The following is a 25,604-nucleotide window of genomic DNA, read 5'->3' on the forward strand; positions in this document are numbered from 1 at the left end:
GCTGCTTGTTACGGCTTCCAACGAACCCACATCACACAGGGTCGTTCCTGGCGCTCACGAAGTTGTTGGCTGCAAGCTCCGTAATGGCACCCTCCGCCTACGGACCGGCCAGGATATCGGTATCCGGCGGGCTGTCGCGAGAAGCAAACCATTCGGCGCGAAGCGCTGCACGGCGGCGACCGCGATCGTTGATTGGCAGCTTCAAGCCCTCGAGCAGGCCCTGAACCTCGCAGCGCGCGGCGAGGCGAGATGCCTCCTCCACGTCGGTGTCGGCCATTGTCTCGCATAGCTCGTCCAGCGCGGTGAGCCCACGGGGAAAAAGGTCGCGATAAATCGCCCGCTCCTGAAGGCCAGTCGCGGCCCGGAAACCTGCATTGAGGGCCAGTTCCTGCAAGCAGCCGCAAAGGACCGGGGCGATAGATGATCGTTGCGCCGAAATGCGGTTGCGCACGACCACCCAATCGATGAAGGCGCCGTCAACCGGCCGGCGATGCCGGCGTATCTCGCGCACCAACTCGCCGTAATGGCCGACCCCGGTGACCGTCAAGGTAACCGGATCGAGTGTCGCCAGCACGTCGAGGTCGAGAAAACTGTCGTTCAGCGGCGTCACCAGGGTGTCCGTGATCGAATGGGCGAGCCGCATCAGGTAGCTGTCATGCGGGGGCGTATCGACCACGACGAAGTCATGGCGATCCTGCGCGGCGGCAACGGCCCGCTGGAAATCGGAGCATTCGGCGGCCTCGTTTTCTCCCACCGTGGGGCCTTCAACGCGTGCGATGCAGAAATGCGTCGGAAGTTCCAGATCGACCTGGCACCGCCGCGCCCAACCGCGCCGGCTCTCGACGTAGTGGGTGAGGGTCCGTTGCCGGCCGTCGAGGTCGATGGTTGCGACGCGCTGGCCGGCCTTCAGCAGCGCAACGGCAACGTGCATCGCGATTGTGGTTTTACCCGAGCCGCCCTTCTCGTTTCCGACCACGACGACATGCGGCGACGGGCGCAATTGACATGCAGGCGCGGTAAGCACGGCAGCGCCTCCACGAACCGTCGGTTGCTTTTCAGCCTGCTCAGGACGGGCGCTCTGCAAAGGCGCGGCAGTCCCGTGCGGCAGGCAACGACATAACAGACGGGTGGAGCCGTTTGTTCCTGGAACGCTTGCAACCCCCGCTGTCGTCGATCATTTTTTTGCAAGTCCCTTGAAGCGCAATTCTGAGCCACCTAGGTCGCATGCTGCAGCCGCAGACTTCCGCCTGTCTGTCGCAGACTTCCGCCTGTCGATGGCTGCAATTCCCTGTCATCCCCACAAACAGCCGAGGAGGAGCGCAATGAAATTCCGTCCGCTTCACGATCGGGTAGTCGTCAAGCGCATTGAGGCCGAGGAAAAGACTGCCGGAGGCATCATCATCCCCGACACCGCCAAGGAGAAGCCGCAACAGGGGGAGGTCGTGGCGGTCGGGCCCGGCGGGCGCGACGAGGCCGGCAAGCTCGTTCCGATCGACCTTCAGGTGGGCGATCGCGTGCTGTTCGGCAAATGGTCGGGCACCGAGGTCAAGATTGACGACACCGAGTATTTGATCATGAAGGAGAACGACATCATGGGCGTGCTGGTGGAGTCGGGCGCCAGTCGCAAGGCCGCTTGAAAGCCCGCCCGATGTAATGGGTAACCGATGAACAGTATCTTAGGAGCAAGACCATGGCTGCCAAGGAAGTCAAATTTTCGGTCGATGCCCGCGAGAAGATGCTGCGTGGCGTCGACATTCTTGCCAATGCGGTGAAAGTAACGCTCGGCCCGAAAGGCCGAAACGTCGTTCTCGAAAAGTCGTTCGGTGCGCCGCGAATCACCAAGGATGGTGTCACCGTCGCCAAGGAGATCGAGCTCGAAGACAAGTTCGAGAACATGGGCGCCCAGATGGTGCGCGAGGTCGCGTCCAAGACGTCCGATCGGGTTGGCGACGGCACCACCACTGCCACCGTGCTTGCCCAGGCGATCGTGAAGGAGGGAGCGAAGGCTGTCGCCGCAGGCGTGAATCCGATGGACCTCAAGCGGGGTATCGATCGCGCTATCGATGCCCTGATAGGCGATATCGAGAAGAACTCGAAAAAGATCACATCGAACGATGAGATCGCGCAGGTTGCAACCATTTCGGCCAACGGCGACGCCGAGATCGGCCGCTTCCTCGCCGACGCCATGAAGAAGGTCGGTAACGACGGCGTAATAACGGTCGAGGAGGCGAAATCGCTGCAGACCGAGCTTGAAGTGGTGGAGGGCATGCAATTCGACCGCGGCTACATCTCGCCCTACTTCATCACCAACGCCGAAAAGATGCGGGTCGAGCTCGAAGATCCATACATTCTAATCCACGAAAAGAAGCTGTCGGGACTGCAGCCAATGCTGCCGCTGCTCGAATCCATCGTGCAGTCAGGCAAGCCGCTGCTCATCATTGCCGAGGACGTGGAGGGGGAGGCGCTCGCCACCCTCGTCGTGAACAGGCTGCGGGGCGGATTGAAGGTCGCGGCGGTGAAAGCGCCCGGCTTCGGCGATCGCCGCAAGGCGATGCTCCAGGATATCGCCATCCTTACCGGCGGCACCATGATTTCCGAGGATCTCGGTATCAAGCTGGAGAGCGTGACCATCAAAATGCTCGGCCACGCCAAGCATGTCAGGATCGATAAGGAAAATACCACGATCGTTAACGGCGGCGGCAAGAAGGCCGACATTGAAGCTCGCATTACCCAGATCAAGGCCGAGATCGAGGAGACCACCTCCGACTACGATCGTGAGAAACTCCAGGAGCGGCTCGCCAAGCTCGCGGGCGGTGTCGCGGTGATCCGTGTCGGTGGGGCGACCGAAGTGGAGGTGAAGGAGCGCAAGGACCGCGTCGACGACGCGCTGCATGCGACCCGCGCGGCAGTCGAGGAGGGCATTTTGCCCGGCGGCGGCGTTCCGCTGCTCCGCGCCGGCAAGGCGCTCGACAGACTGAAACCAGCGAACGAGGACGAGCGCTTCGGCGTTGAGATCGTCAAGAAAGCGCTTTCGTGGCCGACCCGCCAGATCGCGATCAACGCGGGCGAGGATGGTTCGCTCGTGATTGGTCAGATCCTGGATAAGGACACATACGCCTTCGGCTTTGATGCCCAGACCGGCGAGTTCGGCAACCTGATCTCAAAGGGGATTATTGATCCCACCAAGGTGGTGCGCACCGCGCTTGAGGACGCAGCATCGGTGGCTGGCCTACTCGTCACCACGGAGGCAATGGTTGCTGAACTTCCGAAGAAGAAGTCGCCGCCGACAGCTCCGGGTGCGGGTGCGAGCATGGCCGATATGGATTACCAGATCTAACTCGCTGGTGATTGGCGCGTCTTCGACCGCGCCAATCACCGTTTCGTCGGCGATAGGTATCTCGCCCCACGAATTCTGAACCGCTCCGCCTATGGATCGAGCTCGGCGTGCCTCCGATAAGGCGACCATCAACAGCACGCGGCGGGCTGCTACGGATCGAGCTCGGTGTCCCAGTATAAATAATCCAGCCAGCTATCGTGCAGATAGTTCGGCGGAAATAATCGCCCGTTGCGATGCAACTGATGCACCGTCGGCGCGAAGGGCGTTTGCCGCGGAAACATTTTCGCCTGCTGCGGGGTCAGATTGCCCTTGCGCAAGTTACATGGCGAACAGGCCGCGACCACGTTCTCCCATGTGGTCTGGCCGCCCTTGCTGCGCGGAATGATGTGGTCGAAGGTCAGGTCGTCATGCGCATTGCAGTACTGGCAGACGAAGCGGTCGCGCAGGAAAACGTTGAATCGGGTGAAGGCGGGATGCGTGCTCGGCTTGACGAAGGATTTGAGCGACACCACGCTCGGAAGCTGCATCTCGAAGCTCGGGCTGTGTACCGCGCGGTCGTAGTGCTCGACAATGTTGACGCGATCGAGAAACACCGCCTTGATCGCGTCCTGCCACGACCAGAGAGACAGCGGGTAATAGCTCAGCGGCCGGAAATCCGCGTTCAGCACCAATACCGGCCAACCGCCCTGCGAGACATGTGCGTTCAAGTAACGCTCCTGACCCCCATGTTAGCTGCGAAGCAGCGTGTGTCCTGCATACTACAGGCAGCGTGACGGGATTGTGAAGAGCGTTCCGGGGCTTATCCAGCAGCGGGAAAGCGTGATTCTCTGCCGTGACCGTGGAAAAAGCCTCGGTTCCTGACCTCGCCAATGCCGGACATTCGTGGTCAATCCATCGTGATAGGCGGCCGGGGCCGGGCGATCCACCTCCGGCGTGGGCTGTATGGCGCGACTACTCGGTGTGCGGCGGAGCTTCGACCGCCCAGCTCGGATCGGCACCGAACGGGTGATCCATGAAGAATACCCATGTGCCGTCGGGCATCCTGCGGTGAACCTCCATACCATGGTGATGCACCTCGGTGTGCTTGCCGTTTTCGTCGGTGCCCTTGATCAACCACTGCGACCGCGTCATCGCGAAGTCGCCGGAAACCGTCGTGTGATGGGTCACGACATCCATGTGCGGCTTCAATCCGACATAGGCCGCCATCGTCTTGCGGATGCCGTCGGCGCCACGCGCGACGGTGCTGCCGCCATGGACCTCGTCGACCTGAACGATCGAGGCGTCGGGGTGGTACATCGCTGCCGCGGCGTCAACGTCCTGCGCGTTGAACGCGCGTGCCAGCCAGAGATTGCAAAGTTCGGGGGACGGAGCACCCATTTCTCGGACTCTCATGTGCTGAAGATTGTCGATGCGAGGAGGCCGAGACCTCACGCTCCGGCGCAAGGCCGGATGGTGTCACTTTAAGTTCCTCATCGCGCTTTCTCGTTGCGGTAGGTAACGTTTGGCGCGACGGAAAGCACGTTGTGAATACGCCAGCGTCACTTGCGAAACTGCAAGCGGCGCTTACGTCTGCGCCATGGAGGACTGGAACGAGCCCCAACTCGTGTTGGCCGTGCATCGGGCAAGCAGCCTCACCGGCGCCGCCAAAGCGCTTGATATCGATCACTCGACCGCGTTTCGGCGCCTGAATGCTCTGGAAGCGCGGCTCGGCGTGCGTCTGTTCGAGCGGCTTCCCGGTGGAGCGTATCAAGCGACGCCGGCCGGCGAGCGAATGGCGGCAGCGGCCGAGCGGATGGAAGATGAGGCGCTCGCCGTCGAGCGCGACATTGCAGGCCGGGACCACCGTCCCTCCGGCCGCCTGCGCATAACCTCCTCGGAAACGCTGGCATATCGAAAGCTGACCAGCCATCTCGCCGCGTTCCGGCGAACCCATCCCGGTATCGTCGTCGAGCTCATGGTCGACAACCGCGTCCTCAATCTCTCGCGCCGCGAGGCTGACATCGCGCTTCGTCCGATGCGGCCGAAGGAGGGCGATCTGTGGGGCCGCAAGCTCGCCGATATCGCATGGACGGTTTACGGCGCAATCGGCTATTTCAAAGAAAGAGGCGGGGCCGTTTCATCCGAAGATCTCGGCCGCCACGCCCTGATCGGATGGGAAGAAACCGCAACCGGTATCATGGCTGCCGACTGGCTCAATCGAACGGTGCCAGGTGACGCCTTCGTCTACCGGACCAACAGCCTCGTCAATCAGTTCATCGCTGCGAAGGCCGGCATCGGCCTTGCGCTGCTGCCTTGCTATCTCGGTGACGAGGATCGCGATCTTGCCCGCGCGCTACCCGATCCGGTGCCGGATTTGGTCGGTGAACTGTGGATCGTGACACACGCCGATCTGAAGAAGACGGCGCGCGTGCGTGCCTTCTTCGATATCGTCGGAGACGGGCTGGCGCGTGAGCATAGCCTGTTTGACGGGCGAGGCCGTTCCCGCGCTGCCCGCTTCGAATCGTAGCAACGCTTTGCCGTTAGCAACGGTCTAAACCTTCTCCAACTTCTGCAGGCAGCGCGTTACTCCGACCTCGGGCGGCATCGGCGTATCCGGAAAGCTGGTCTTCCAGTCGGTGACGCCGACCTCGCCGATATAGATGTCGCCTCTGGAATCCAGTGCGATGCCATGTGGCGCGAGGAATTTGCCGGCCTCCAGCCCAGGTCCGTTTTCGCCGCCAAGGCGGGCAATGCGCTTGCCCTTCGAATCCACGATCGAAAGCCGCGGACCGAGATTCGGCACCTTGCGATTGACCGCCATGCCGGGGCCGAGCTCGCCGACGATGAAATGCGGCTGCTTGCCGCCGCAGCAGCACAGCGCGCAGGGCCGGTGCAGAAAATTCCACTGCGTCTCGTATTTTCCGTTACCGTCGAACACCTGCACGCGGTGGTTTTCGCGATCGGCGACATAAACCCAGCCGTCGGAATCGGTGCCGATATTGTGAACGATATTGAACTGGCCGGGATCGGTGCCGGGCTCGCCCCAGGTCTTCAAGAGCTTACCGTCAGGCGAATATTTGTGGACGCAGGCATTGCCGTACCCGTCGGAGACGTAGATCTCGCCCTTCGGCGACAGCGCGGTATGGGTGCAGCGGTGAAACGGCTCGCCGCTCATGAACGGCGCGGGCTTGTTCGGGATTCCGATGGTGAGCAGCACCTTGCCGTCGGTCGTGCACTTGCGCACGGTGTGATCGCCGTCATCGGTGCAATACAGATTGTCGTCGGTATCGATGTGCAAGCCGTGGGCGCGGTTGAACAGCCCTTCGCCCCAGCTCTTGATGAAATTCCCCTCGCGGTCCAGCACCACCATCGGATGGGCGCCGCGGTTGAAGACGTAGATGCGGTCCTTGCTGTCGACGGCGACCGAAGCGACGTCAGTCAGGCTCCAGCCGTCGGGCAGTTTAGCCCAATTCTCCACCACGCGGTAACGGTGCTCGCCCGAGCCGAGAATGGTAGGCATGTACTTCTCCCATTTGTGGCCGTCTTCCGGGGCGGTCCGAAGGACCAGATCTCAGATGCGCAATTGCGCATCGGGGAATCTCGAGATTCTCAGATGCGCATTGCGCACCATAGTTCGCTTCGCGCCCCGGAATGATGGTGTCGGTTTATGAGATCGCCGCTCGCGATCCTACATCACGCGTCAACAGCCCTTCCTCGATCGCCTTGATCTGCAGCGCCAGATGTTTTGAGCCGATGCGGCATTGCGCGAGGCCGCCGGCGATGAACCACAGGCCGGGCTGACCAGTCCGCCTGTACATATTGCGCAGTTCCTGCTCCGCGCCGAATCCCCAGATCGTGCCGACGCGCTTTTCTACCGCCTCGCCGAACAGTTTTCGGACCAGCTCTTCCTGGCGCTTGTAGCCCGTCGCCAGCACGACGAGATCGGCGGCGATGGTCTCGCCGTCCTTCATTTTCGCGCCTGCGGCCGTGAATGTGTCGAGATCGGCAAACTGCTTCAGCGCGATATCGCCTTTGACAATAAGGTCGGAGCAGCCGACGTTGAAATAATAGCCGCCGCCGCGGGTGAGATATTTGAACTGCCAGCCGGTATTGTCCTCGCCGAAATCGAGCTTGAAGCCGACGCCCTCCAGGCCATCGAGCAATTCCTTATCGAGCGCCTTGGATTTCTCTGCGGTGATCGCATGGCTCTTGCGTGCCAGTTTGAGCGGCATCGAGGTCACGATCAGGTCGTTATCCTCGAGCGTGCCTTCATTGTAAGGCGCGTAGACCAGTTGCGCCGATGGTTCGATGCTGACGACCAGCGTCGAAGACCGCTGGAACAGCGCGACTTTTGCGCCGCTGGAATGCAGGTCCTGCGCGATGTCATGGCCGCTGTTGCCGGTGCCGATCACGATGGCGCGCTTGCCCTTCCAGTTCTCACCATCGTCATACTGGCTGGAATGCATCACCTTGCCGGCAAAATCCTTCAATCCCGGAATGTCAGGCACGCTCGGAATGCCGCTGACGCCGGTCGCCAGCACGACATGGCGTGGATGCATGCCGCGCTTGTTGCCGTCGGCGCAGCGCAGCGTCACCGTCCAGCGACCTTCCGTCTCGTCATAGCTGCCGCCCTCGAACTCGGTCTCGGTCCAGAAATTCAGCTCCATGGCCTCGACATAGGCTTCGAACCAGTTGGCCAGCTTGTCCTTCGGAATATAGGTCGGCCAGTTCGGCGGGAAGGGCATGTAGGGCAGGTGATTGACCTGCACCTGGTTGTGCAGCGTCAGCGCATGATAGCGCTTGCGCCAATTGTCGCCGATGCGCTTTTCGCGATCGACGATCAGCGTATCGACATTCAACTGCTTCAGCCGCGCGGCGATGGACAGCCCGGATTGCCCGCCTCCGATGACCAGCACGGTGGGATCATGATCCGAATATCCGGCTGAGGCCATGCGCAGGTCGAGCCAGTTCGGCCCGCGAAAGTCCCGCGAATAGGCGTTGCCGCGCGGGCGATTCACGCCGAGCTGTTCCTCAAAACCTTTGAGTTCGCCAAGCTCGGTCAGCAGCGTCCAGGCTTTCAGGCGGTTGCCATCGTCCGCATCTGATATCAGGCGGATGATGCCGTTGCCGCGCCCGACCTTGGTTTCGAACTTGAAGATCGCCTCGATCGCGTGGGTGCCCGCGCGCATCACCTTGCGCGGTGCAGCGCGATCGGGCGCGATCGCGAAGCCGCAGGGCTCAGCGCCACGGGCCAGCGGCGGCAGCGCTCTCAGGATCGCGTCTCTGCCATTCAGCGTCTGGATGTCCCAACTCAGCGCCAGCACATCGCGCCAGTAGCTGTCGGGATGGAACAGCGTCTTCAACAACCCTTCATCAGGTTTTCCGAGCGCTTCCTCAAACTGCGCAAGCCAAGTGTCGGCGGCAACCGAACTGTCGTCCGTCCTGTCGAGCATGGGCGTTTCCCATCACCGGCCGTCTTCGCGGCGTTTCCTTGGGACGAGCCTATACCTATTACGGACGGCGCGGAAAGGGCGTGAGGAGATGCCGCCTATTCCGAGAGCGAAAGTATCAGCCCCTGATCCGGCGGCACGCGGCCATTGAGGGCGTGGAGATAGGCGCGTTGAACCGCCGCGGGCCCATGGTTCTCGGTCACCTTCATCCAACGTTCCAGGTTCGGGACGAAGCCAGACCATGCGGCGCCGAACCGCATGTCGACGCCGCCCGGTCCCCACTCCTTGGCGCGCTTGCGGATGTAGTCCGGCACGAAGAAGAATTGCGGCTTGGCGCCGGGTAGTGCCTGTGCCGAATCAGCGGGCGACGACTTGCGATGCGTCAGCCCAACGATTCCGCTGTATTTCATTTGGTCGCCGAAGTGCTGGTGCAGCGTTGCACGTAGTGGAGTATTGCCGGCCATGTCGACATAAGCGACCGCAGAGTTCGTCGGCAGCGAGCTTACGTCCTCATAGGTCACGACCTCGTCGTAACAGCCAAGCGATTTGACGAAGGTCGTGTTGCCCGGCGAAGTCAGGCCGATCGTCTTGATGCCGCTACCTCTCGCGTGCAGGAGGTGCGCGAGCCCGTAGGCGGTCTTGCTGGAAGCCGACGACAGCATCACGCGTTTTGCGCCATAAAATTCGTTCTCGGCGAGAAAGTCATCAACCAGGAACGAGAGCATGAACAAGGGGCGCAGCAGCGCCTGATAGTCGCCCTGCCTGCCTGCGAACGAGGGATCGCCGCTGACGCGTGCATAGGCATTATAGACCGGCGCCACGCCCTGCCGGTGCGCGGCGGCATCGCGTAAGGCTCGCTTACTGACGTCAGCGGCTTCGATCACGAGATGCGTCGACATCGGGAAATAGCCGAACAGTATTTCGCCTGCGGCAATGCCGGGATGCTTCGAGGCGATCACCTCGCCAAACCCCCATACCGGAACGTTGCCGAAACCTTCTGGCGCCGGAAAAAACTGCCAATATTTTAGATGATCGCCGAGCACGGCATAAGTGATGTTGTTGGCGGTGAAGGCGAAGCGCGTGACCTTTACCAGCAGCGTCTCGTCAGGCAGCGCGGCCGCGTCGGGCAGTTGCGTCTCGATGGTCTTGCATTGCTGCAGATCATTGCGGGCGACGACGAAGTCGGTGGATAACATTGTTTCGATCCCTGCGCTATCACACGCAGCGATCTTTGCGCCGACCGATGACCGTTTTGCAACAGCCATGATGTTTAAAACGCTGTTCGGATCGCGGCGGTGCGAGTCCTTTGCCGTCATTCCGGGGCGACGCGAAGCGTCGAACTATGGTACGCAATTGCGCACCTGAGAATCTCGAGGTTCCGGGTTCGACGCTTCGCGTCGCCCCGGAACGACGAACTCAGACAGTTTCTCATCCAATCGCGCGCAGTTTGCCTTCGGCATACAGATCGCGCAGCTTGCGCTTGAAAATCTTGCCGGTGGCTTCGCGCGGCATGGCGTCCATGAACTGGATGTCCTTGGGCACCTTGAAGTTGGCGAGACGTCCGCGCAAAAATTCCTGCACGCTGGCCGGAGACAGCGCCGCATCCGCTTCCGGCTCGATGCACGCAAAAAGCCGCTCGCCGAACTCGTCGTCGGGAACGCCAAACACCGCGCAGTCGCGCACGCCGTCCATGCCGATCAGCGCGTTTTCGATTTCTGCCGGATAGATGTTGACGCCGCCCGAGATCACCATGTCGCGCTTGCGGTCGCACAGGAACAAATAGCCGTCTTGGTCGAGATAGCCGACGTCGCCGACGCTGACGAGGCCATCGCGGCCGGCCTCGGCGCGCGCCTCGGCCTTGCCGTGATAGTCGAAATCCGGCACGGACATTTGCCGCATGAAGATTTCGCCGGGCTCGCCAACGCCACACGGCTGGCCGTCGGGGCGGAAGATTTTCACGACGCCGCCTTCGATGGCGCGGCCGACGGTGCCGGGCTTTGCCAGCGCCTCTTCGGCCGAATGCCACACAGGGATGCCGGTTTCGGTCGATCCGAAATACTCGTTGATGACCGGTCCCCACCAACTGATCATGGCACGCTTGACCTGCGGCGGGCAGGGCGCCGCCCCATGCACGACAAAGCGTAGCGACGACAGATCATAGCGGCGCTTCACCTCATCCGGCAGCCGCAGCAGGCGGACGAACATCGTCGGCACCATGTGCATATGGGTAACGCGATGACGTTCGATCAGTTGCAGCATGTCTTCGGGATCGAAGCGCGGTTCGAGCACGATTGTGCAGCCGCTGCGGAATGCCAGCATGCCGTAGGAGTTCGGCGCCGAATGGTACATCGGCCCGTTCATCAGGACGACCTGGTCTTCGTTCGGCTTGACGCCATAGGCGATGCCGCCGACCCGCGCCGAAGCCGCAGCCTGTTCCGGCGTCATCGGCTTGCGGCGCACGCCTTTCGGCAGGCCGGTGGTGCCCGAGGTATAGAACATCGGCGCGCTGCCGATCGGCGATTCCTGCAAGGGCGCATGCGTGTCGCGCCAGCGGTCCCAGTCGGTCATGCCGTCGGGACCTGTGTCAGTGCGGCCGCGATGTTGAAGGCGGCCGCGATTTCCGGCGGCGTCGCCACCACCAGGAGCCGCACGTCGGCGGGGAGGCCATCGCTGATCTGCGGCAGCAGGTCGGCATGGCAGACCAGGATTTTGGCGCCGCTGTTGGCGAGGATGTAGGCGACTTCCTCGGCCTTCAGATGCCAGTTGATCGGCACCACCGGGCTGCCTAGCGCGGCTGCGCCGCCCGAGACTTCGAAGAACGCAAAATCGTTGCGCAGCATCATGCCGATGGGCACGCCGCCACTGACGCCGAGCGCCTTGAAGCCCATCGCCGCCCGCGCGATGCGGGCGTGGATGTCGAGGTAGCTGATCTGGCGTTCGCCGCTGATGATCGATGTCAAATTATCCTCCCCGGCCGGCCGAAGCCCTCAGCCCTAGCCATCATCCAGAATTTCGTCGAAGCCGATCCAGCTTTTGCCGTCGAAGCGACGCAGCCTCAATTGCTGGAACGGCAGATAGTCGTCGGTACCGGTCGATACCGTGATGCCCGGCAGCAACAGCGGCAACGGCACCTCGCGGAGCGACGCCGCCTGTTTCATGATGTTCTCGCGGCTGAGATCGCCCTTGCAGGCCATCAGAACTTTCACCACGAGGTTGGCATAATGATAGCCGGCAGCGTAGTTCGAATTGGTCAAATCCGCATTCGGCAGATACTGCTTCATGAAGGCGAAATACTCCTTCACGCCGGGGTCGTTGGCCCATTGCGCGTCCAGCGTGTCCTTTACGTTGCTGGATGAGATGAGGCCGACGGCGTTCTCCAGGCCGGCCGGTTCCAGGAACGAGATCGATGAGGCTGAGGTCGGCACGAATAACAGGTCAGGCTTCCAGTTGATCTCGGCCACGCCCTTGATCATCTGCGAGGTGAATTTGCCGAGCACGACGCCGAACATTACGTTGGCACCGGAGGCCTTCAGCGTCGCAAGTTGCGAGCTGATGGTCGGCGCGCTGGCTTCGTAAGTTGCTTCCGACACGATCATGGTCGCGGCCTTGTCTCCCAGGCCGCGCTTGAAGCCGGCGACGTAATCACGGCCGAAATCGTCGTTTTGCGAAAGGATGGCGATTTTGGCGTCAGGCTTGGTCCGCAGGATATGCTTGGCATAGATGACGCCTTCGGACTGGTAGGCCGCCATTCCCGGCATGGTCCAGCGGAAATTCTTCGGATCGGCCCATTTGGTCGCGCCGCTGAGCACGAAGAGTTGCGGCACCTTCTTGCCGTTGAGGTAGCGATGCACCGCGTTGTTGGTGGCGGTCCCGAGCGAACCGAACATCAGCAACACTTCCTCCTGTTCGACGAGTTTTCGGGTCTGCTCGACCGTCTTGGGCGGCGAGTAGGCGTCGTCGAGGCTGATGAAGTTGATCTTGCGGCCGTTGATGCCGCCTTCGGCATTGATCTTCTCGAAATAGGCCTCCTGCGCCCGGCCGATGATGCCGAAGCCGGATGCCGGGCCGCTGTAGGGCAGCGTCTGGCCAATGCGGATCTCGTCTTTGTCGCCCTCGGCGAGAGCGGCAGTACTTGCCAACACCGCGAATGCGATCGTCACTAAATGTCGCGACATCCTCATTGTTTCCATCCCTCTGTTTGTTTTACTTGATTGGCTGTTGAAACCGGCGCGTCTTAGGCGCGCGCTCGGTTGAGAAAGTCACCGCTTGCGTCGGCGAATTCGCACCTGAGGCGCTCCACCAACTCTGCGACCGGCGGCGCATCCGCAATCTGGCCGATGCCTTGACCGGAGCCCCAGATGTCGCGCCACGCCTTGGCCTTGGTGTTGCCGCCGGAGCCGAAATTCATCTTCGACTTGTCGCTTTGCGGCAGATTGGCGGGATCGAGCCCCGCGGCCACGATCGACGGGCCGAGATAGTTGCCGTGCACGCCGGTGAACAGGTTGGAATAGACGATGTCAAGCGCGGCGTGGTCGATCAGCGCGGCTTTGTAGGCCGGATCGGCATTGGCTTCAGCGGTGGCGATGAAGCGCGTGCCCATGTAGGCCATGTCGGCGCCAAGCGCGAGCGCCGACGCGATACCCCAACCATCTGAGATCGCACCCGACAGCAGCACGGTGCCCTTGAACCACTGCTTCACCTCGCGCAGCAGCGCGAACGGCGACAGCGTGCCGGCATGGCCGCCGGCGCCGGCGCAGACCAGGATCAGGCCGTCGACGCCGTGTTCGGCGGCCTTCCGCGCATGCTTGACGTTGATCACGTCGTGGAACACGACGCCGCCATAGGAATGCGCGGCCTCGACGATCTCGATCGGCGGTCGCAGCGAGGTGATGATGATCGGAACCTGGTGCTTTACGCAGGTCTCCATGTCCTTCATCAGCCGGTCGTTGGACGAATGGCAGATCTGGTTGACCGCGTAGGGCGCGACCTTCTTCTCCGGATGCAGCGCCTTGTACTCGCCGAGCTCGTTGTCGATGCGCGTCAGCCACTCGTCGAGCTTCTCCACTGGTCGCGCGTTCAGCGCGGGGAACGAGCCGACGATGCCGGCCTTGCATTGGGCGATGACGAGCTCGGGTCCGGACACGATGAACAAGGGTGAGCCGACCACCGGCAGTTCGAGCGAATCGGCAAGCGAAGCTGGCAACGGCATTCGGTTCCTCCCTTGGTCGCGCGAGGCCGGTAACGACCGGAGCGCCTCTGTTGCTGTTGATTTGCGAGCGTCGGGCCGGGCGAAGCCGCTGGCCTGCACTTAATTGAGGTTCATTATAGGACTGGACGGGAAGTCGCGGCCGTTCAATATTGAACAGCTCGCTCGCCAGAAATGAACAAGAGCTGCGCGTCGCGGCGGAGGAGCCGATGGATTGGGACCTGTGCAAGACCTTCGTCGCGGTGGCCGAGACCCGCAGCTTCGCGGCGGCCGCGCGCCGCTTGCGCTCCAGTCATCCGACGGTTGGGCGCAAGATTGCCGAACTCGAAGGTCAGCTCGGCATTCCGTTGTTCGCGCGGTCCAACGAAGGTCTTTCGCTGACTTCGCACGGGCAGAAATTTCGCGAGCACGTCGATGCGATGGCCGCGGCGGCGTTGCGTGCCGAAGCCGCGGTATCGGCGACCGGTGCGCAGGCGCGCGGCGTGGTCAAGCTGTCGATCGGCGCCACGCTCGCCTCGCACTGGCTGATGCCGCGGCTCGGGCCGTTTCTGCGCCAGCACGACCATATCCAGCTCGAGATCATCACCCATCCATATCCGGCGAGCGTCCGCCGCCGCGAGGCCGATGTCGTGCTGCGCCCCGTCGATAGCGGCGAGGAGAATTTGATCGGCCGCAAGATCGGCCGGCTCGGCACCGGCTTCTATGCCTCGCGCGATTATGCCGCGCGGCGGCGCCTGCCCGAGCGGCGCGACGAATGGAAGGGCCACAGCGTCATCGGCTTTGCCGATCGGTTGTCGAACGAGCGGCTGGCGCGCTGGAGCGATGCGATCACGCGGCAGGGCTCGATGGTGATGCGCTGTTCCTCGCAAGGCGACATGCTCGCCGCCGCACGCGCCGGTCTTGGAATTTCGACGCTGTCCTGTTTCGTCGCCGCCGCCTATCCGGAACTCGTCCGCGTCGCCCCGCAAAAACTCGTCAGCGTGGCCGATCTCTGGCTGCTGGCGCATCCCGATCTCGTCGACCTACCGGCCGTGCGCGCGGTGATCGATTTCGTCACGGCTTCCGCGCGCGAGGACCGGATGAGGTTGCGGGGGTGAGAAGAGATAGTTGCGCGACGCTCTCCGTTCCCCGCACGCTGCGCAGCACGCAGTGATGCGCTGCAGAGCCGGGGCCCAAGAGGCGATTCGTGTGGTGACTTGGGTCCCGGCTCTGCGGTGCAGCGCTACGCGCCGCGTCCGGGACACGGGACCCTCACACCTTGCTCGCCAGCACGCCTTCGCGTTTCTTCAGCACGCGATAATAGCTCCACCACAGATGCGCGGCCGCGCCGCGCAGGGGACGCCACGGTTCCGCCAGCGGCGCCATCTGCTTGACGGTCGGGCGCGTCTTCAGGCCAAGCCCGATCTTCACGGCCTCCTGCACCGCGAGGTCGCCGGCCGGCCAGGCGTCGCCATGGCCGAGGCAGAACAGCAGATAGATGTCGGCGGTCCACGGGCCGATGCCGGGCAGCGCGGTCAGCGTGTGGTGGGCGGCATCCGCATCCTCTTCCGCCAGCACCTCGAGATTGAGCCGCTCGGCAGCCAGTTCGCGCGCGATGTTCTTCAGCGTCTTGATCTTGGCGGCCGACAGCCCGAGCCGGCCGAGACGGTCGGCGCGGGCCCTGCCGATGGCGTGATGGTCGAACGGATCAAACGCCGCAGTCAGCCGCGCCCAGATTGCGCCGGCGCTCGCGGTGGATATTTGCTGCCCGCAGACGATGCCAGCAAGCCCCGCGAAACCCGGCGCGCGCTGCCGCAGCGCCGGCATGCCCGTCAGCTCGAGGATCGGCTTGAGCCTTGGGTCTTGCTTGACCAATGCGTGGACGGCGTCTTCGAGGTCGGACTGGCTGTTGAGGTGAATGGTCATTGCCCCTTAAAACCACCATGTCCGGTGAAAGAGATCAATGCCGCCACCCGTTTTCCGATTTGCCCCCAGCCCGAACGGCTACCTCCATCTCGGTCACGCCTATTCGGCGCTATTGAATTTTGACCTCGCGCGCGAGCGCGGTGGGCGATTTCTGCTGCGGATCGAGGATATCGATGCGACGCGTTGCCGGCCGGAATTCGAGGCGGCGCTCCATGAAGACCTCGCCTGGCTCGGGATTTCCTGGGAAACGCCGGTGCGGCGGCAATCGGAGCATTTTGCGCGCTATCGCGAAGCGGTCGAAAAATTGGCAGGCTTAGGCCTGATTTATCCGAGCTTCGAGAGCCGCGCGGAAATCGCCCGTCTGGTCGCGCAGCGCGAGGCCGGCGCGCCCTGGCCGCGGGATCCCGACGGGGCGCCGCTCTATCCGGGCGTCGCGAAATCGCTGCCGCCGGACCGGCGCCAAGAGTTGATCGCGCAAGGCGCGCCTTACGCGCTGCGGCTCGACATGCAGGCAGCGCTCGCGCGCACGAAGGAACTGGCCTGGCAGGAAGAGGGTGCAGGGCCCGGCGGCGAGACCGGCGTCGTCGCCGCGCGCCCTGAAGCTTGGGGTGACGTCATCCTGGCGCGCAAGGAGACGCCGACCAGCTATCATCTCTCGGTCGTGATCGACGATGCCCTGCAGGGCGTGACCGACGTGGTACGGGGCAGGGACCTGTTCTGGTCGACGAGCGTCCACTTGGTGTTGCAACAGTTGCTCGGTATGCCGCAACCGGTGTATCGGCATCACCGCCTCATCGAGGATGCGTCGGGACACAAGCTATCGAAATCGACGCAAGCTACGGCCTTGCGCGAATTGCGTGGGCAAGGTGTCACCCCTGCGGGTATTCGCAGCCTCGTCGGCTTGCCCGACGATTCCAGTAGTACTACTGCGGGTTGTTGAAAACGTCTCCGTGACACCGGCCGCCATCGCGTGTCATGCTGGTCGCGGCAGAGGAAGGGGGACCATGGCGGCAAAGCGGCGCTCACCAGGCACCACGGGAACAGCCAAGAAGCGGCGAGCGAAAAAGCGCGTATCCGGCGCCGCGGTCAAAAAACGCGGCACGCGCAAGTCCGCCATCGCTGCGCCCGGCATGGTCGAGACCGCGCTGGCGGCCTTTGCGCACGAGGTCCGCACGCCGCTGACCGGCATTCTCGCGATCAGCAATCTGCTCGCGACCTCGGACCTCGACGAACGCGAACGGCGCTGGGTCGACACCATCAAGGCGGGCGCGGAACATCTGGCGAGCCTTGCGACCCTGTTCGTCGACGCCGCGCGCAGCGGCGGCCCCGGGCTCGAGGTGCGGCAGGACTTCTTCGACCTGCATACGCTCGCCCGCAATGCCGGCGATTCGCTGACCGGGCGCGCCGCGGCCAAGGGCCTGCAGTCGTCGGTCGATATTTCTGAAAAGCTTCCAGGGTTTGCGATCGGCGATCCCGTCCGCCTCCGCGCCGCGCTGGAGAACCTGATCGACAATGCGGTAAAATTCACGGAACAGGGCAGTGTTGGGCTGCAGGTCACGCCCGTGCGGGCGCCGAAGGGCAAGGTCGCCGTCTCATTCGCGATCTCCGACAGCGGGATCGGCCTTGCGCTGAACGAAATCAAGCGCCTGTTCCGGCCGTTCTCGCAGGCCAATGTCTCCATTGCATCGCGCTTTGGCGGCGCCGGTCTTGGATTGTCGTCGGTCAAGCAACTGGCGCGTGCCATGGGCGGCGACATCACTGTGACGCAACGCCGGGGCGGCGGCACCACCTTTACCCTCAACGTCGTAATGTCGTCCCCCAAGGACGCCGTGACGGCAGCGCCCGGTGCCGAAGGCGAGGTATCGATCAGTTCGCCGCGGCCATTGCGTCTGCTCAGCGTCGAAGATAACCCGTTCGGCCGCGTCGTGCTCAACACGATCCTGACCGAACTCGGTCATCAGACCGACTTTATCGGCCAGGGCGAGGCGGCGCCCGAACGGCTCGCGCAAGGCGCATTCGATGCGGTGTTGATGGACATGGTCCTGCCGGGTATCGACGGGGTCGAGGCGATCAGGCGCATTCGCGCGCTGGAGCCGCCGCTCGGGCGCATTCCGATCATCGGCATATCAGGCCGCAGCGAGGACGAGGCGGCGTCGCGCGCCGCCGGCGCCGAGATCTTTCTGGTCAAGCCTGTGAGCCCGCGCGCCCTGGCGACTGCGCTGCATGCAGCGACGTCCCCTTCGGCAGTTGCGACTTCATGATGGCTGCGTTCAGTTCGCCGCCGAAGACGAAAATCGCCGAAATGAAATACAGGAACACCAGCGCGATGATGACCGAGGCAAGCCCCGCATACATCGTCACATAGTTGCTGGCGAAGCGCGCCAGATACTGGCCGAACACGACGCCCGAGATCAACGATCCGACCATCGTAAAGACGATGCCCGGAAGGATCTGCAGAAAACTCCGCCGGCCGCAGGGCAGCCAGGCATGCAGGACGAACAGCGCTACCGTCATCGCGGTGATCGTGATGCCGTATCGGGCGAAGGTGAGAAGGCCTTCGTTGGACTCGACGAAGAACGGAATGTGGCGGCGCGCCGTCTCCAGGATCAGCGGACCGAGCACGATCAGGAACGCCATCAAGAGCGACGTGACGGCGGCGACCAGCGTATAGCCGATCGATTCCAGCCGCAGCCAGTACCACGCCCGCGGCTCGACCACCGAATAGGCGCGGTTCAGCGCGACCCGCAGCGCCTCGACGCCGTTGGAGGCGAAATAGACCGCCAGCACCGCGCCGACGGTCAGGATGTCGCCGCGCGTCGTCGTCAGCACGTCGTGGATTTCGCCTGAGAGCGCGTCGGCGACCTGTTGCGGCCAGGTTTGCAGCAACAGTCCCACGGCCCCATCGGCGAGTTCCTTGGAGCCAAAAAAGCCAGCCAGCGACGTCAGCACGATCAGGAACGGAAATAGCGCCATCAACGTCGACAGCGCGATGTGGCTCGCGATCGCCCAGCCGTCATCGGCGAGGAACGTATAAAACGCCTCCATGACGACGAGGTAGACGTAGCGAATGAGCTTCACATCTCACCTCGATCGGGGTATCGCGGTCCGGTCCTAAGCCGGGGCTAGCATCTGATATTATTGGGTTAAAAGCCAGATCGTCGAGCAATAGTGCGAGAGTTGTGATCGTGTGGAAGTCGGCGCCTCGCGGTGTTATGTACCGCCGATGACATCCTTTCTGAGTTCGATCGTCCTTCCCATCGCGGTTGCGGCCGTGGCTATCGTGCTATTGCTTGGCCTCGTCAACATGATGCGGGGCGGCTCGCCGAACCGCTCGCAGAGCCTGATGCGGCTTCGGGTGCTGCTGCAGTTCATCGCCATCGTCATCACCATGGTCGTGGTGTGGGCGGTGGGTAGGTAAGGGCAGGAAAGGGGAAGCGGCTATGGTCGTGCTCAACCGCATCTATACGAAGACCGGCGATGACGGCACCACGGCGCTCGGCAGCGGCGAGCGCCGCCCGAAATACGATCTGCGCATTAGCGCCTACGGCACCGTAGATGAAACCAACGCCGCTATCGGCGTGGTGAGGCTGCATCTCGGCGATGCCCGCGAACTCGATGCGATGCTCGGCCGGATTCAGAACGATTTGTTCGATCTCGGGGCCGACCTTGCGGTGCCCCAGCGTGACGGCAAGGCGGAGCGGCTCCGGATGCTGTCGAGCCAGGTCGAGCGGCTCGAGCGCGACATCGATGCGCTGAACGATCATCTCGCGCCCCTGACCTCGTTCGTGCTGCCCGGCGGCACCCCCGCTGCCGCATACCTGCACCTCGCCCGTACCATATGCCGCAGGGCGGAACGGATCATGGTGGAACTCGCCGCGCGGCCGGAGGAGCCGGTGAGCACGGCTGCCATTCAGTATATGAACCGCCTGTCCGATTTCCTGTTCGTGGCCAGTCGCGCCATGAACGATAATGGGGCCGGAGACGTGTTGTGGGTGCCGGGTCAGAACCGTTAAGGTGAGCCTTGAAGGCAGGGCCTTCCGGGGCCGATTTTTGGCTTTGGCGCGTTGACCGCTGATAGCGGGACCTTTAGGTTCCGCGCCCAAGCTAATAACAGGCTGATCAAACCCCAGAATTCAAGCGAAAGAGGATCGATGAAGGTTCTTGTGCCGGTAAAGCGGGTGGTCGATTTCAACGTCAAGGTCCGCGTCAAGAGCGACGGAACGGGCGTGGAACTCGCTAACGTGAAGATGTCGATGAATCCGTTCGACGAAATCGCCGTCGAGGAAGCATTGCGGCTGAAGGAAGCCGGCAAGGCGACCGAAGTGGTGGTGGTGTCGATCGGCCCGGCGCAGGCCTCGGAGACGATCCGGACCGGTCTCGCCATGGGCGCCGACCGCGGCATCCTCGTCAAGGCCGAAGGCAATGTGGAGCCGCTGGCGGTCGCGAAGCTTCTCAAAGCCGTAGCGGACGCCGAAAAGCCCGGCCTCGTCATTCTCGGCAAGCAGGCGATCGACGACGATTCGAACCAGACCGGCCAGATGCTGGCCGCGCTGCTCGGCTGGCCGCAGGCGACGTTTGCCTCCAAGCTCGAAGTTGAAGGCTCCGACTTCAAGGTTACGCGCGAGGTCGACGGCGGCCTGCAGACCGTGAAGCTGAAGGGACCGGCGATCGTCACCACCGACCTGCGGCTGAACGAGCCGCGCTATGCGTCGCTGCCCAACATCATGAAGGCGAAGAAGAAGCCGATCGACGACAAGAGCGCAGCCGATTACGGCGTCGATCTCACGCCGCATCTCGAAGTGCTCAAGACATCGGAACCGCCCGGCCGCAAGGGTGGCGTCAAGGTCAAGGACGTCGCTGAGCTCGTTTCCAAACTCAAGACCGAAGCCGGGGTTCTCTGATGACGACGCTATTGATTGCCGAACACGACAACACGTCGATCAAGGATGCCACCAACAAGACGCTGACGGCAGCCGCTGCGCTCGGCGCCGACGTGCACGTGCTGGTCGCCGGCGAGAACGCCAAGGGTGCGGCCGATGCCGCAGCCAAGCTTGCCGGCGTCAAGAAGGTGCTGCTCGCGGACAATGCCGCCTATGCCCATGATCTCGCCGAGCCGCTGGCCGCGCTGATCGTGTCGCTGGCCCCTAACTATGACGCCTTCGTCGCGCCTGCGACCTCGCGCTTCAAGAACGTCATGCCGCGCGTCGCAGCTCTGCTCGACGTGATGCAGGTGTCCGAGATCATCAAGGTGGTTTCGCCAGATACCTTCGAGCGGCCGATCTATGCCGGCAACGCGATCCAGACGGTGAAGTCCAAGGACGCCAAGAAGGTCATCACGGTGCGGACCTCGACCTTTGCCGCGGCGGGTGAGGGCGGCAGTGCGCCGGTGGAGGACGCCGCCGCTGCGGCCGATCCGGGCCTCTCCAGCTTCCTTGGCGAAGAGGTGGCAAAGAGCGACCGTCCGGAACTGACCTCGGCAAAGATCATCGTTTCCGGCGGCCGCGCCATGCAGAGCCGCGAGAACTTTGCCAAATATATCGAGCCGCTCGCCGACAAGCTCGGCGCGGGAGTCGGCGCCTCGCGCGCCGCGGTCGATGCCGGCTATGCGCCCAACGACTGGCAGGTCGGCCAGACCGGCAAGGTGGTCGCTCCGGAACTATATGTCGCCATCGGCATCTCCGGCGCGATCCAGCATCTCGCCGGCATGAAGGACTCCAAGGTGATCGTTGCGATCAACAAGGATGAAGACGCGCCGATCTTCCAGGTCGCCGATTACGGCCTAGTCGCGGATCTCTATCAGGCGGTTCCTGAACTGACCGACGCGCTCGGCAAGCTCGGAAAGTAACGGAACACCGGCCGGACGCGCAAACGTCCGGCCGGTGTTTACCTTAAAGGAATGCGGGCGAAGGGGATTAAGCTTCGCGTGAAGAATACGTGCCAATGGTGGGACTGAAACCTCGCGTCTGATGATATCGTAGCTGAGGTTTAGAGATGAACAGGCGCGATATGCGCGCCGTTCCGGTGGATGACAAGATGGTGGTGACAATCAAGAAGGTCGGCGTGATCGGCTCGGGCCAGATGGGCCACGGGATTGCGCATGTGGCGGCGCTCGCCGGCTTGGACGTGGTGCTCAACGACGTCTCCGACGAACGGCTGAAATCGGCGATGGCGACCATCAATGGCCATTTGTCGCGGCAGGTTGCCAAGCAGGTCATTACCGAGGACGCGCGCAAGAAGGCGCTGGAGCGGATTACCTCCTCCGAGACGCTCGACGGGCTTTCGGATTGCGACCTCGTAATCGAGACCGCGGTCGAAAAGGAAGAGGTCAAGCGCAAGATCTTTCACGAACTCTGCGCGGTATTGAAGCCGGAAGCGATCGTCGCCACCAACTCCTCGTCGATCTCAATCACCCGGCTCGCCGCCTCGACCGATCGTCCCGAGCGCTTCATCGGCATTCATTTCATGAATCCGGTGCCGGCGATGGAACTGGTCGAACTGATCCGCGGCATTGCCACCGACGATATGACCTTCGACACCGCCAAGGAATTTGTCGGCAAGCTCGGCAAGCAGGTCGCGGTGTCGGAGGATTTCCCGGCCTTCATCGTCAACCGCATCCTGCTGCCGATGATCAACGAGGCGATCTACACGCTCTATGAGGGCGTCGGCAACGTCGAGGCGATCGACGCCGCCATGAAGCTCGGCGCGCACCATCCGATGGGGCCGCTGGAACTGGCCGATTTCATCGGGCTCGATACCTGTCTGTCGATCATGCAGGTGCTGCATGAGGGGCTGGCGGATTCGAAATACCGGCCGTGCCCGCTACTCGTGAAATATGTCGAGGCCGGCTGGCTGGGGCGCAAGACGCAGCGCGGCTTCTACGACTACCGCGGCGACAAGCCGGTCCCGACGCGCTAGGCGTCATCGGTCTTCGTAGGATGGATAGAGCGCAGCGAAACCCATCACGCTCCCGCAGGGATTGATGGGTATCGCTGCACTCCACCCATCCTACAAATTCTCAACACGCAATGCGTGTCCTTGCTCGCGCATTCGCGCGGCTACCCAATTTCTTTCCGGTCTCCAAGCATTCATTAACCGGTGCCGGGGTAGGGTGCCTCAGGCTTAAGGAGTGCTGCGTATGGATATGATGGCTATGGTTTCGAGCATGCTCGCAATGCAGGCGGCGGGCACGCAGCAGCAGATCCAGACCTCGATCATCAAGCAGAATGCGGACGCCGAGAAGGCCGCAGTCCAGACGCTGCTCGGCACGCCCTCGACCGCCAATCTCGCCCCCGGCGTCGGCGGCAACCTCAACATCGCGGCCTAAGCTCGCCCCCGACGCAACTGTTAAACCCTCATGGTGAGGAGGCGCTTTAGCGCCGTCTCGAACCATGTGGCCCGGCTGGTGCCATTCATTCTTCGAGACGCCGCTGACGCGGCTCCTCAGGATGTGGTCTGACAGGTGAGACCGGGAGCAACGCCTCCGCCACTGCGTGGCCCCGCTAAGACCCCGCCTTCATCGGCTGCATCGCGCCCTTGATCAGCTTGATCGCGTCCTCGCTGGCCCATTCGGCGGGGCCGGCAAGGGTGGCGATCTCGCAGCCCTGGGCGTCCACCAGCACTGAAGTGGGCATGCCCAGCGCCTTGCCTATGCCTTTAAGATCCTGAAAAACCTTGGCTTTCTGGTCGGCGAAATAACCGAGCCGGGTCAGATTGGCCTCTTTCAGGAAGTTCTTTGGCTTCTCTGGATCGCGGGTATCGATGTTGATGGCGACCACCTCGAAATCCTTGCCGCCGAGCTTGGCCTGCAGGTTCTCCAGCGCCGGCATTTCCTTGCGACAAGGCACGCACCAGGTGGCCCAGAGGTTCACCAGCACGGTCTTGCCGCGCCATTCCGACAGCTTTCTCGGCTTACCCTCGGCATCCTCGAAGGCGAGGTCGGGCAGCCGTAACGGCGTCGTCGCCATGGTCAGCGCGGCCACCTCGCCATGCGCCAGTGGCGATACCTTGCGGGCCAGTTCGACGGCCGCCGCACAGGATGGATCGCCGCCCGTCCCGCGCTTGAAGCTGCCGAGCCCGTAAAACGCGCCCAATCCGACCACGCCTGCAGCCGCCACAGCGCCGATGGCGATCGGGATCCGGCGCCTCGGGGCGGGGCTGGGCGGGGACATTTCGGGCATATCGTTTGTCATCCTGTGTCAGATATGGCTATGCAGGGCTCAAGGTTACGGTCGAATTACGTCGAGCCGCCACGGCGTTTCGCTTACTCCGACGATATAGATGGCAGGGCTTGGGAAGTCATGAGCAACAAGATGTGGGGCGGCCGGTTCAGCGAGCGCCCCGATGCGATCATGGAGGAAATCAACGTCTCGATCGACGTCGATCGTCACCTCTATGCCCAGGACATTGCCGCGTCCAAGGCCCATGCCGCAATGCTGGCCGCGCAAGGCATTATCACCGCGAGTGATGCGAAAAATATCGGCAAGGGTCTAGACACGATTTTGTCAGAAATCGGCAAGGGCTCGTTCGACTTCAAGCGCGCGCTCGAAGACATCCATATGAATGTCGAGAGCAGGCTCTCCGAATTGATAGGGCCGGCCGCCGGACGGCTGCACACCGCGCGCTCGCGCAACGACCAGGTCGCTACCGATTTCCGGCTCTATGTCCGCGACAAGATCGACGAGATGGATGCAGCGCTGGCCGCCTTCCAGCATGCTTTGGCTGCCCGCGCGCTCGAGCATGCCGCAACCGTGATGCCGGGCTTCACCCATCTGCAGACCGCCCAACCCGTCACCTTCGGGCATCATCTGCTCGCCTATGTCGAGATGGCGGCGCGCGACCGCGGCCGCTTTGCCGACGCGCGCAAGCGGCTCAACGAATCGCCGCTTGGCGCCGCGGCGCTCGCCGGAACCTCATTTCCGATCGATCGCCCTGCCACCGCCAAGGCGCTCGGCTTCGACCGCCCCATGGCCAATTCGCTCGATGCGGTATCGGACCGCGACTTCGTGCTCGAAACCCTGTCGGCGGCGTCGATCGCGGCCGTGCACATGTCACGCTTTGCCGAGGAAATCGTGATCTGGACCTCGCCGCTGGTGGGGCTGGTGCGGCTCTCCGACAAGTTCACCACCGGCTCCTCGATCATGCCGCAGAAGCGCAATCCGGACGCGGCCGAACTGGTGCGCGCCAAGACCGGCCGGGTGATCGGCGCGCTCAACGGGCTTTTGATCGTGATGAAGGGGCTGCCGCTCGCCTACCAAAAGGACATGCAGGAGGACAAGCAGGGTGCGATGGAGGCGTTTTCCGCGCTCTCGCTCGCGATCCGCGCGATGACCGGCATGGTCCTCGATCTCGTCCCCGACGAGGCGCGGATGAAGGCCGCGGCCGGCGAGGGCTACGCCACCGCCACCGATCTCGCCGACTGGCTGGTGCGGACGCTGAAAATGCCGTTCCGCGACGCCCATCATGTTACCGGGCGAATCGTTGCGCTCGCGTCGAAGCAGGGCGTGGCGCTGCACGAATTGCCGCTCAAGGCGATGCAGGAGGTCGAGCCTGACATCACCGCGGACGCCCTGCGCGTGCTGTCGGTGGAGGCCTCGGTCAAAAGCCGGACCAGCTATGGCGGTACCGCGCCGAAGAACGTGCTTTCGCAGGCCAAAGCCTGGCTGAAACGGCTGGAAAAAGAGCAAAAATCGGACTGAGCGAAATTTTCGCTGCAGTTTCTTGGGTTTTT

The 25,604-nt window shown here is 62.8% G+C and carries 24 protein-coding genes and 1 pseudogene; 13 read left to right on the forward strand and 12 right to left on the reverse strand.

Annotated features, from left to right (window positions below; genetic code table 11):
- Window positions 1-97: 97 nt before the first annotated feature.
- A complete protein-coding gene (locus KJQ96_RS05725) occupies window positions 98-1,024 on the reverse strand; it encodes a division plane positioning ATPase MipZ (RefSeq protein WP_213285713.1) in 927 nt (308 codons plus the stop codon).
- A gap of 298 nt (window positions 1,025-1,322) precedes the next feature.
- Here KJQ96_RS05725 and groES point away from each other — a divergent pair, with 298 nt between their 5' ends.
- Window positions 1,323-1,637, forward strand: a complete 315-nt coding sequence (gene groES, locus KJQ96_RS05730) for a co-chaperone GroES (protein ID WP_213246753.1) — start codon at window positions 1,323-1,325, stop codon at window positions 1,635-1,637.
- A 53-nt stretch (window positions 1,638-1,690) separates the two neighbouring features.
- A complete protein-coding gene (gene groL, locus KJQ96_RS05735; protein ID WP_213285714.1) occupies window positions 1,691-3,337 on the forward strand; it encodes a chaperonin GroEL in 1,647 nt (548 codons plus the stop codon).
- Window positions 3,338-3,486: 149 nt separating this feature from the next.
- Here groL and KJQ96_RS05740 read toward each other — a convergent pair whose 3' ends face one another.
- The gene (locus tag KJQ96_RS05740) at window positions 3,487-4,044 is read right to left on the reverse strand and encodes an HNH endonuclease (RefSeq protein WP_028348168.1); all 558 of its coding nucleotides are present in this window, start codon (window positions 4,042-4,044) and stop codon (window positions 3,487-3,489) included.
- Between the two features lie 244 nt (window positions 4,045-4,288).
- The gene (locus tag KJQ96_RS05745; protein WP_213285715.1) at window positions 4,289-4,714 is read right to left on the reverse strand and encodes a nuclear transport factor 2 family protein; all 426 of its coding nucleotides are present in this window, start codon (window positions 4,712-4,714) and stop codon (window positions 4,289-4,291) included.
- Between the two features lie 199 nt (window positions 4,715-4,913).
- Between KJQ96_RS05745 and KJQ96_RS05750 the strand changes: the two genes are divergently transcribed.
- Window positions 4,914-5,843, forward strand: coding sequence for a LysR family transcriptional regulator (locus KJQ96_RS05750; RefSeq protein ID WP_213285716.1), 930 nt, complete (start codon window positions 4,914-4,916; stop codon window positions 5,841-5,843).
- A gap of 24 nt (window positions 5,844-5,867) precedes the next feature.
- Here the strand turns inward: KJQ96_RS05750 and KJQ96_RS05755 are convergent, their stop codons facing one another.
- The 6 genes and pseudogenes from KJQ96_RS05755 to KJQ96_RS05780 all read right to left on the reverse strand — a co-directional run bounded on the left by KJQ96_RS05755 (window position 5,868) and on the right by KJQ96_RS05780 (window position 13,975).
- Window positions 5,868-6,836 carry a peptidyl-alpha-hydroxyglycine alpha-amidating lyase family protein gene (locus tag KJQ96_RS05755; protein ID WP_213285717.1) on the reverse strand — a complete coding sequence of 323 codons (969 nt, stop codon included), beginning with the start codon at window positions 6,834-6,836 and terminating at the stop codon, window positions 5,868-5,870.
- A gap of 145 nt (window positions 6,837-6,981) precedes the next feature.
- Entirely contained in the window at window positions 6,982-8,769 is a 1,788-nt protein-coding gene (locus KJQ96_RS05760) for an NAD(P)/FAD-dependent oxidoreductase (protein ID WP_213285718.1), read from the reverse strand.
- Between the two features lie 95 nt (window positions 8,770-8,864).
- Window positions 8,865-9,962, reverse strand: a complete 1,098-nt coding sequence (locus KJQ96_RS05765; RefSeq protein WP_213285719.1) for a DUF2855 family protein — start codon at window positions 9,960-9,962, stop codon at window positions 8,865-8,867.
- Window positions 9,963-10,194: 232 nt separating this feature from the next.
- Window positions 10,195-11,726, reverse strand: a pseudogene (locus KJQ96_RS05770) (acyl-CoA synthetase).
- Between the two features lie 33 nt (window positions 11,727-11,759).
- Entirely contained in the window at window positions 11,760-12,941 is a 1,182-nt protein-coding gene (locus KJQ96_RS05775) for an ABC transporter substrate-binding protein (protein WP_375293141.1), read from the reverse strand.
- Window positions 12,942-13,000: 59 nt separating this feature from the next.
- On the reverse strand, window positions 13,001-13,975 hold the full coding sequence (locus KJQ96_RS05780) for a nitronate monooxygenase family protein (RefSeq protein ID WP_213285721.1): 975 nt from the start codon (window positions 13,973-13,975) through the stop codon (window positions 13,001-13,003).
- Between the two features lie 206 nt (window positions 13,976-14,181).
- Here KJQ96_RS05780 and KJQ96_RS05785 point away from each other — a divergent pair, with 206 nt between their 5' ends.
- Window positions 14,182-15,069: a LysR family transcriptional regulator gene (locus KJQ96_RS05785; RefSeq protein WP_213285722.1), complete on the forward strand. Its 888-nt coding sequence runs from the start codon at window positions 14,182-14,184 to the stop codon at window positions 15,067-15,069.
- Between the two features lie 154 nt (window positions 15,070-15,223).
- Here KJQ96_RS05785 and KJQ96_RS05790 read toward each other — a convergent pair whose 3' ends face one another.
- Complete coding sequence (locus KJQ96_RS05790; RefSeq protein WP_213285723.1) at window positions 15,224-15,877, reverse strand: DNA-3-methyladenine glycosylase; 654 nt, start codon at window positions 15,875-15,877, stop codon at window positions 15,224-15,226.
- A gap of 37 nt (window positions 15,878-15,914) precedes the next feature.
- Between KJQ96_RS05790 and gluQRS the strand changes: the two genes are divergently transcribed.
- Both gluQRS and KJQ96_RS05800 read left to right on the forward strand, forming a co-directional pair.
- On the forward strand, window positions 15,915-16,817 hold the full coding sequence (gluQRS, locus tag KJQ96_RS05795) for a tRNA glutamyl-Q(34) synthetase GluQRS (protein ID WP_213285724.1): 903 nt from the start codon (window positions 15,915-15,917) through the stop codon (window positions 16,815-16,817).
- Between the two features lie 64 nt (window positions 16,818-16,881).
- The gene (locus KJQ96_RS05800; protein ID WP_213285725.1) at window positions 16,882-18,138 is read left to right on the forward strand and encodes an ATP-binding protein; all 1,257 of its coding nucleotides are present in this window, start codon (window positions 16,882-16,884) and stop codon (window positions 18,136-18,138) included.
- Here the strand turns inward: KJQ96_RS05800 and KJQ96_RS05805 are convergent.
- On the reverse strand, window positions 18,062-18,955 hold the full coding sequence (locus KJQ96_RS05805) for a YihY/virulence factor BrkB family protein (RefSeq protein ID WP_213285726.1): 894 nt from the start codon (window positions 18,953-18,955) through the stop codon (window positions 18,062-18,064). The two genes, KJQ96_RS05800 and KJQ96_RS05805, sit on opposite strands and share 77 nt — an antisense overlap.
- Before the next feature lie 145 nt (window positions 18,956-19,100).
- Between KJQ96_RS05805 and KJQ96_RS05810 the strand changes: the two genes are divergently transcribed.
- The 6 genes from KJQ96_RS05810 (at window position 19,101) to KJQ96_RS05835 (ending at window position 23,201) form a co-directional block, all read left to right on the forward strand.
- The gene (locus KJQ96_RS05810) at window positions 19,101-19,295 is read left to right on the forward strand and encodes a twin transmembrane helix small protein (RefSeq protein ID WP_213285727.1); all 195 of its coding nucleotides are present in this window, start codon (window positions 19,101-19,103) and stop codon (window positions 19,293-19,295) included.
- A 22-nt stretch (window positions 19,296-19,317) separates the two neighbouring features.
- The gene (locus KJQ96_RS05815) at window positions 19,318-19,890 is read left to right on the forward strand and encodes a cob(I)yrinic acid a,c-diamide adenosyltransferase (RefSeq protein ID WP_213285728.1); all 573 of its coding nucleotides are present in this window, start codon (window positions 19,318-19,320) and stop codon (window positions 19,888-19,890) included.
- A 138-nt stretch (window positions 19,891-20,028) separates the two neighbouring features.
- On the forward strand, window positions 20,029-20,778 hold the full coding sequence (locus KJQ96_RS05820) for an electron transfer flavoprotein subunit beta/FixA family protein (protein ID WP_213285729.1): 750 nt from the start codon (window positions 20,029-20,031) through the stop codon (window positions 20,776-20,778).
- Window positions 20,778-21,722: an electron transfer flavoprotein subunit alpha/FixB family protein gene (locus KJQ96_RS05825; RefSeq protein ID WP_213285730.1), complete on the forward strand. Its 945-nt coding sequence runs from the start codon at window positions 20,778-20,780 to the stop codon at window positions 21,720-21,722. Before KJQ96_RS05820 ends, KJQ96_RS05825 begins: the two co-directional genes overlap by 1 nt.
- A 188-nt stretch (window positions 21,723-21,910) precedes the next feature.
- Window positions 21,911-22,792: a 3-hydroxybutyryl-CoA dehydrogenase gene (locus tag KJQ96_RS05830; protein ID WP_213285863.1), complete on the forward strand. Its 882-nt coding sequence runs from the start codon at window positions 21,911-21,913 to the stop codon at window positions 22,790-22,792.
- A gap of 220 nt (window positions 22,793-23,012) precedes the next feature.
- Entirely contained in the window at window positions 23,013-23,201 is a 189-nt protein-coding gene (locus tag KJQ96_RS05835) for a putative motility protein (RefSeq protein ID WP_028348190.1), read from the forward strand.
- 175 nt (window positions 23,202-23,376) lie between these two features.
- Here KJQ96_RS05835 and KJQ96_RS05840 read toward each other — a convergent pair whose 3' ends face one another.
- The gene (locus KJQ96_RS05840) at window positions 23,377-24,054 is read right to left on the reverse strand and encodes a TlpA disulfide reductase family protein (RefSeq protein WP_213285731.1); all 678 of its coding nucleotides are present in this window, start codon (window positions 24,052-24,054) and stop codon (window positions 23,377-23,379) included.
- Between the two features lie 120 nt (window positions 24,055-24,174).
- On the opposite strand from KJQ96_RS05840, the gene argH reads away from it, so the two are divergent.
- Window positions 24,175-25,572 carry an argininosuccinate lyase gene (gene argH, locus KJQ96_RS05845; RefSeq protein ID WP_213285732.1) on the forward strand — a complete coding sequence of 466 codons (1,398 nt, stop codon included), beginning with the start codon at window positions 24,175-24,177 and terminating at the stop codon, window positions 25,570-25,572.
- Window positions 25,573-25,604: the final 32 nt, after the last annotated feature.

The organism is Bradyrhizobium sp. sGM-13, from assembly GCF_018398875.1.
Classification (GTDB): Bacteria; Pseudomonadota; Alphaproteobacteria; order Rhizobiales; family Xanthobacteraceae; genus Bradyrhizobium.

Coding starts and splice junctions, on each gene's coding strand:
- groES (WP_213246753.1), top strand. CDS start 1,323: ATGAAATTCCGTCCGCTTCACGATCGGGTAGTCGTCAAGCGCATTGAG.
- groL (WP_213285714.1), top strand. CDS start 1,691: ATGGCTGCCAAGGAAGTCAAATTTTCGGTCGATGCCCGCGAGAAGATG.
- KJQ96_RS05745 (WP_213285715.1), bottom strand. CDS start 4,714: ATGGGTGCTCCGTCCCCCGAACTTTGCAATCTCTGGCTGGCACGCGCG.
- KJQ96_RS05750 (WP_213285716.1), top strand. CDS start 4,914: ATGGAGGACTGGAACGAGCCCCAACTCGTGTTGGCCGTGCATCGGGCA.
- KJQ96_RS05755 (WP_213285717.1), bottom strand. CDS start 6,836: ATGCCTACCATTCTCGGCTCGGGCGAGCACCGTTACCGCGTGGTGGAG.
- KJQ96_RS05760 (WP_213285718.1), bottom strand. CDS start 8,769: ATGCTCGACAGGACGGACGACAGTTCGGTTGCCGCCGACACTTGGCTT.
- KJQ96_RS05765 (WP_213285719.1), bottom strand. CDS start 9,962: ATGTTATCCACCGACTTCGTCGTCGCCCGCAATGATCTGCAGCAATGC.
- KJQ96_RS05775 (WP_375293141.1), bottom strand. CDS start 12,941: ATGTCGCGACATTTAGTGACGATCGCATTCGCGGTGTTGGCAAGTACT.
- KJQ96_RS05780 (WP_213285721.1), bottom strand. CDS start 13,975: ATGCCGTTGCCAGCTTCGCTTGCCGATTCGCTCGAACTGCCGGTGGTC.
- KJQ96_RS05785 (WP_213285722.1), top strand. CDS start 14,182: ATGGATTGGGACCTGTGCAAGACCTTCGTCGCGGTGGCCGAGACCCGC.
- KJQ96_RS05790 (WP_213285723.1), bottom strand. CDS start 15,877: ATGACCATTCACCTCAACAGCCAGTCCGACCTCGAAGACGCCGTCCAC.
- gluQRS (WP_213285724.1), top strand. CDS start 15,915: ATGCCGCCACCCGTTTTCCGATTTGCCCCCAGCCCGAACGGCTACCTC.
- KJQ96_RS05800 (WP_213285725.1), top strand. CDS start 16,882: ATGGCGGCAAAGCGGCGCTCACCAGGCACCACGGGAACAGCCAAGAAG.
- KJQ96_RS05810 (WP_213285727.1), top strand. CDS start 19,101: ATGACATCCTTTCTGAGTTCGATCGTCCTTCCCATCGCGGTTGCGGCC.
- KJQ96_RS05815 (WP_213285728.1), top strand. CDS start 19,318: ATGGTCGTGCTCAACCGCATCTATACGAAGACCGGCGATGACGGCACC.
- KJQ96_RS05820 (WP_213285729.1), top strand. CDS start 20,029: ATGAAGGTTCTTGTGCCGGTAAAGCGGGTGGTCGATTTCAACGTCAAG.
- KJQ96_RS05825 (WP_213285730.1), top strand. CDS start 20,778: ATGACGACGCTATTGATTGCCGAACACGACAACACGTCGATCAAGGAT.
- KJQ96_RS05830 (WP_213285863.1), top strand. CDS start 21,911: ATGGTGGTGACAATCAAGAAGGTCGGCGTGATCGGCTCGGGCCAGATG.
- KJQ96_RS05835 (WP_028348190.1), top strand. CDS start 23,013: ATGGATATGATGGCTATGGTTTCGAGCATGCTCGCAATGCAGGCGGCG.
- KJQ96_RS05840 (WP_213285731.1), bottom strand. CDS start 24,054: ATGCCCGAAATGTCCCCGCCCAGCCCCGCCCCGAGGCGCCGGATCCCG.
- argH (WP_213285732.1), top strand. CDS start 24,175: ATGAGCAACAAGATGTGGGGCGGCCGGTTCAGCGAGCGCCCCGATGCG.